A 4,602-nucleotide genomic window follows, 5' to 3' on the forward strand; every position below is an offset into this window, starting at 1 on the left:
GTCCCCGCGTCCGGGGCCACGGCGCCGGCCACGATCCTGGCGAGCGTCGTCGCGCCTGAGCCGCGCAGCCCGGTGATGCCGACCCGCTCGCCTGGCCGCACGGTGAGTGAAACGCCGTGCAGCGACGTGCCCGGCGAGTCCAGGGCGATGTCGCTGACCGTGAGTGCGGCACCCGGGGCGGAGGCCGCTGCCGCGGTTTCCACGGACGGCGAGGCGGGTGAGGGCTGTCGAGCCGGGTGCGCACGTTCTGGATGACGAATTTGACCTACCATCGCCGTGACCAGGTCATCTTTTGACACGCCGGCGATCGGCGCGGACAGCACCAGCTCGCCGTCGCGGAGCACGGCGGCCTCCGTGCAGATCTCGAACACCTCCTCCAGGTGATGGGAGATGTACAAGATCGCGACGCCCGACTGCCGGAGCTGGCGGATGCGCTCGAACAGCCGCTGCACCGCGCCGCGCTCCAGGGCGGCGGTCGGCTCGTCGAGCAGCAGGCAGCGGGTGCCGGCCGCGAGCGCCCTGACGATCTCGACGATCTGCCGTTGCTCCACCGTGAGGCTGCCGCACGGCGCGCTGACGTTCACGTCGAAGCCCCACTCGGCCATCACGCTCCTGGTCCGCGCCCGCATTTCACGCCAGTCGACGAACCCTGCTTTGCCCGGCTGGCTGCCGAGGAACACGTTCTCCGCCACGGTGAGGCTCGGCACGACCATGGAGTGCTGGAACACGGTCGCGATCCGCCCGCGCCACCCGGCGGTGTCCGAGGGCGCGGGCTGACCGTCGAAAAGGACCTGCCCGGCATCCGCGGTGAGGATGCCGGACAGGATCGAGACGAGCGTCGACTTGCCCGCGCCGTTGCGGCCGACCAGGCCGAGGCAGTGCCCCGGCAGCAGGGACAGGCCGACACCGCGCAGCGCGTAGGTGCTGCCGAATCGCTTGTGTATGCCCGCCGCCTCGACGGCGGGAACCGTGCCAACGGTCATGAAGCGTTCTGTGCGCTGCACACTCCGCCGTGAGCGCTGCCGTACACGTTGCCCCACAGCTGCGCGTCGCTGACCGCTGTGCTGGTGACGGTGCCGGGCAGACCGTCGACTGGGGTGACGTTGAACGTCTGCCCGGTCTTGGTCACGAACGGCGCCACCATCGGATCGCCGAGGTTGCTGTCGCCGGCGTAGGTGACCATCTGCAGGGCCGGAGCGCCGCCGCCCGGATCGCCGGCCTTCAGCGTGACGCCGTTCGCCGCGTCGAGCGCGTACTTCAGCGCCCAGTAGGCGTACAGGTTGGCCGGCTGCGACTGCGAGGCGTCGAGGCTGCCCTTCGAGATGTCGCACATCTCGAACGGGACGCCGTCGTCGCTGACCACGAGCACCTTGCCGGTCAGGTGCTTGGACGCGAGCAGCGGCAGCACGCCGAGGTCGGGGCTCGACCACTGCGCGTAGATCGCCTTCAGGTCACTGCCGTAAGCGTTCACCGCGTTCTGCGCGTCGGTGACGGCCGTGGCTTCGGTCCAGACCGTGGGGTCCTTGAGGATGTGCACGTTGGGGTCGTTGGCGGTCATGCACTGGTCGAACGCGTTGGTCCGGTCGGCGCCGTTAGATGAGGTCAGGTCGCCTTCCAGGTCCAGCACGTAGCCGGACTTGACCTTGCTGCTGATGTAGGCGCAGGCGTCCAGGCCGTAGATCGTGTTGGAGGCGCGGACCACCATGTAGACCTTGCCGACGCCGACGATCGTGTCGACGGAGATGAGCTGCACGTGGTGCGCGCTCGCGTAGGCGATGGCCGGGCCGAGGCTGGTCGCGGTCTCCGGGTTCACGATGATCGCCTTCGCGCCCTCATTGACCAGGTCCTGGATCTGCTGGTTCTGCAGGCTCGCGTTGGCCGCGGCGAGCAGCGGGCCGAGCAGCTTGATGTGCAGCTGCGCGGCGTACTGGGTCTCGTAGTTGATGTACGCGGCCCAGAAGGCGGTGGAGTTGTAGGTCAGGTCGACGCCGATCGTGGTCGTCCCCGAGGCGGCGCTCGCGGTGCTGTTCGCGGTGCCCGTCCCGGTGCCCGAGCTGCTGCTCGAGCTGTTGCTGCTGCTGCATGCGGCGATGAGCGTCACTGCGGCGACGACGGCCGCGGCGACGGGCAGCGCGGTCATGCGTCTGCGAAGTCTGATTCAGGCCTCCTGCTCAGGGTCTCCGGACCGCGACGTCCGGAGTACGCGTGTCAGGAAAATAGATCGGATGTCTCGGTGCGTCAATCGGTCTTAAAGGAACCTCTTCAGGTGAAACCAAACTGATACATCCGATCTATCGATCCGTTTCGGCGGGTTAGGCGCCAACCTTTTCATCGTGGGGCGATGAAACCGACCGTGAGCAGGATGTTCGCGTAGAGCCGGTCGTCGCCGGTGGCGACGCACACGGCGAGGTCCGGTTCCCGGCAGGCGGCGTAGAACTCGAACCGCTCCAGCTCGCGCAGCGGGGTCGCCGGGCCGAGCAGCTCGCGGTAGACGGCGAGCACGTCAGGCTCGGTGCCGTCGCCCGGCGTCATCACGTCCGCCGCCTCCACAGGGACGGCGTGCAGGAGCGGTTCGAGTACCTGGTGCACGGTCAGCAGGCCCGGGCGCAGGTTCAGGTAGATGGTCGTGGCGCCCGGGTACACGTTGGTGCTGTGCGAGTAGTTGGCGTCCGCGAGCAGGACCTTGCCACCATGGCCGCAGGCGGCAAGCGCGGCGAGGAGCGGCGGGTGAATGATCGGGAAGCGCAGCATGGCTGGCCAGGTTAGCGGAGGCAGCCACGGCCGGGGCGCGTTCGGCGCCTGTAGCGCCGTGCCGCACGCACCTAGGGCGAGAAATGCACCGCAGAACTAGGACAAAAAGGGCAGAAAGCGGGCAGATCTCGCCCTACGTGCCGAACACTGACCATCCTGACGGCGCGCGGGCCGGTCCGGGCCGTCCGCGCGTCCATTAAGTCGTACATCGCCTCGATCGCGAGGCGGCGCGTTGGGATTTGGTCGTCCCCTAGAGCGGGTCAATTACGAAATCGACAGGGTGAGCTGCCTTGACCAAGCACCGTTCTGATACCATAACGGTATGGCCATGACCCTACGTCTGCCGCCCGAGATTGAAGAGCAGCGAAAGCAGGTTGCCGAAACTGAGCACCGGAGCGTGCAACAGACCGTGCTGGTCGCGGTCGAAGAGTACCTGTCGGCACGCGAGACCGCCGAGATCCTCGCCGATCCGGCTGCGCTCCGGGGCCTGGCCGAAGCTCGCGAGGCTGAGCAGGCCGGCGACGTGGTGTACGGCATTGAAGCGGCGCGCGCGCTGCTGGCCGAGCGCAAGCGGTGAGTGTCGACCCTTACGAACTCGGAATCACCCGCCCGGCCCGGCGCGCGATCTCCGAACTGCTGCCGGAGGATGTTGCCGCCGCTGCTGTCGAGTTCATCACGGGACCACTCCTTGTGGCGCCCTACCGTGTTGGCAAACCGCTCCGGAATGCCCTATCCGGGCTCCAAAGCGCCCGGCTCGGTACCCAGTGGCGCGTGCTATATCGGATCGACGAATCAAAGCACGCCGTCATTGTGCAGGACATCCAGCGACGCTCGACCGCCTACCGTCGGCGATAGGCGTCATCGCAAGCCCGGACTCAAAGAGCAGAGCCGGCAATGCCGTCTCAGGCGCTCTCGGCGCGAAGTTGCTCTGCAGGCTCAGCAGGCATGCCCATGGCCTCCAGCAGTGCCACCAGCTCTCTTCGTTCCGCGATCGTGACCGGCTGTCGCGCTGCGTTCAGAGAGGCCAGCAATAGGTCGATTTCCTCGCCCCATTCGCCTACTTCCGCGTATTCGCGCACAGTCGCGAGGTCGGTGGGATCGAGGCGGTCGGCGAACCTACCGGGCAGCGCGTAGGCCCGTTCGGCGAGTTCGTACTGGTCCATCACCGGCTCCTCGGATTCTGCCTCACGCCCGGCGACCCGGGCAGCGGGTAAGCACTCCAGATGCGGCCGTCAGTCGTGATGATGACAGCAATCGCGATCTGATCACGGACGCCCTCGGCTAGCCACCGTCCATTTCGCTGGAGGTTGGCCGAATCCGGCGCGCGCGCGACACTGAGAATTTTGTCGATTATCTTGGCATCGTCCCAGTTCGCGGGGAACTCGGTCTTGCCGGGTACGCCGACGCCGTGCCGGTGGCCACCGCCGGTCGCGTCCCCGTCCAGAATATGGATAGCCCGTTCCGGCGGTATGCGAAGGGCGTCTAACGGCGGACGAGTGAGCGCGTCCGCCCTGTCCCAGGCGGATTGCCGCGAGGTGTCCGCTGATGCGCCTACGTCAGTGACGGCGCGCAGCGCCTGATAGTACTCAGCTCGAGTACGCGATTCCGTAATTTCTGTCCCGGCAAGCACGCCGCCGGCGGCCACGCAGCGGTACTCATGCTGCTGCTCGCGAATGCCGCCGCTGATTTCTTCCGGGTCATCGTCTGCGGGCCTGTCGACCGCCATCGGCTTTCTCCGGTTGCCGAGCACACCACGCACGCTCATGCACGCAGCGTGTCGATATTACTGCGAAATGCGACATTCCGGCTACGTCAATCAGGGGCACGGTATTGCCGCGAAGGGCCCCGATA

General features: G+C 67.1%; 6 protein-coding genes. 1 reads left to right on the plus strand and 5 read right to left on the minus strand.

The window, feature by feature from the left end:
- The 3 genes from WA805_RS05300 to WA805_RS05310 all read right to left on the minus strand — a co-directional run.
- Positions 1-983: ATP-binding cassette domain-containing protein (locus WA805_RS05300; protein ID WP_425240877.1), on the minus strand; the 983-nt coding region annotated here is incomplete at its 3' end.
- Complete coding sequence (locus WA805_RS05305; RefSeq protein WP_422288595.1) at positions 980-2,140, minus strand: sugar ABC transporter substrate-binding protein; 1,161 nt, start codon at positions 2,138-2,140, stop codon at positions 980-982. The genes WA805_RS05305 and WA805_RS05300, both read right to left, overlap by 4 nt.
- 188 nt (positions 2,141-2,328) lie before the next feature.
- Complete coding sequence (locus WA805_RS05310) at positions 2,329-2,751, minus strand: RbsD/FucU family protein (protein ID WP_422281248.1); 423 nt, start codon at positions 2,749-2,751, stop codon at positions 2,329-2,331.
- Between the two features lie 322 nt (positions 2,752-3,073).
- Between WA805_RS05310 and WA805_RS05315 the strand changes: the two genes are divergently transcribed.
- Positions 3,074-3,328, plus strand: coding sequence for an Arc family DNA-binding protein (locus WA805_RS05315; protein WP_425241785.1), 255 nt, complete (start codon positions 3,074-3,076; stop codon positions 3,326-3,328).
- 325 nt (positions 3,329-3,653) lie between these two features.
- On the opposite strand, the gene WA805_RS05320 is transcribed toward WA805_RS05315, so the two are convergent.
- Together WA805_RS05320 and WA805_RS05325 are read right to left on the minus strand one after the other, a co-directional pair.
- Entirely contained in the window at positions 3,654-3,914 is a 261-nt protein-coding gene (locus tag WA805_RS05320) for a hypothetical protein (RefSeq protein ID WP_422285590.1), read from the minus strand.
- Positions 3,914-4,477, minus strand: a complete 564-nt coding sequence (locus WA805_RS05325) for an EndoU domain-containing protein (protein WP_425241786.1) — start codon at positions 4,475-4,477, stop codon at positions 3,914-3,916. The genes WA805_RS05320 and WA805_RS05325 overlap by 1 nt, the downstream gene beginning before the upstream one ends.
- Between the last annotated feature and the right edge of the window lie 125 nt (positions 4,478-4,602).

It is taken from the genome of Trebonia sp., assembly GCF_049794275.1.
Lineage (GTDB): Bacteria > Actinomycetota > Actinomycetes > Streptosporangiales > Streptosporangiaceae > Trebonia.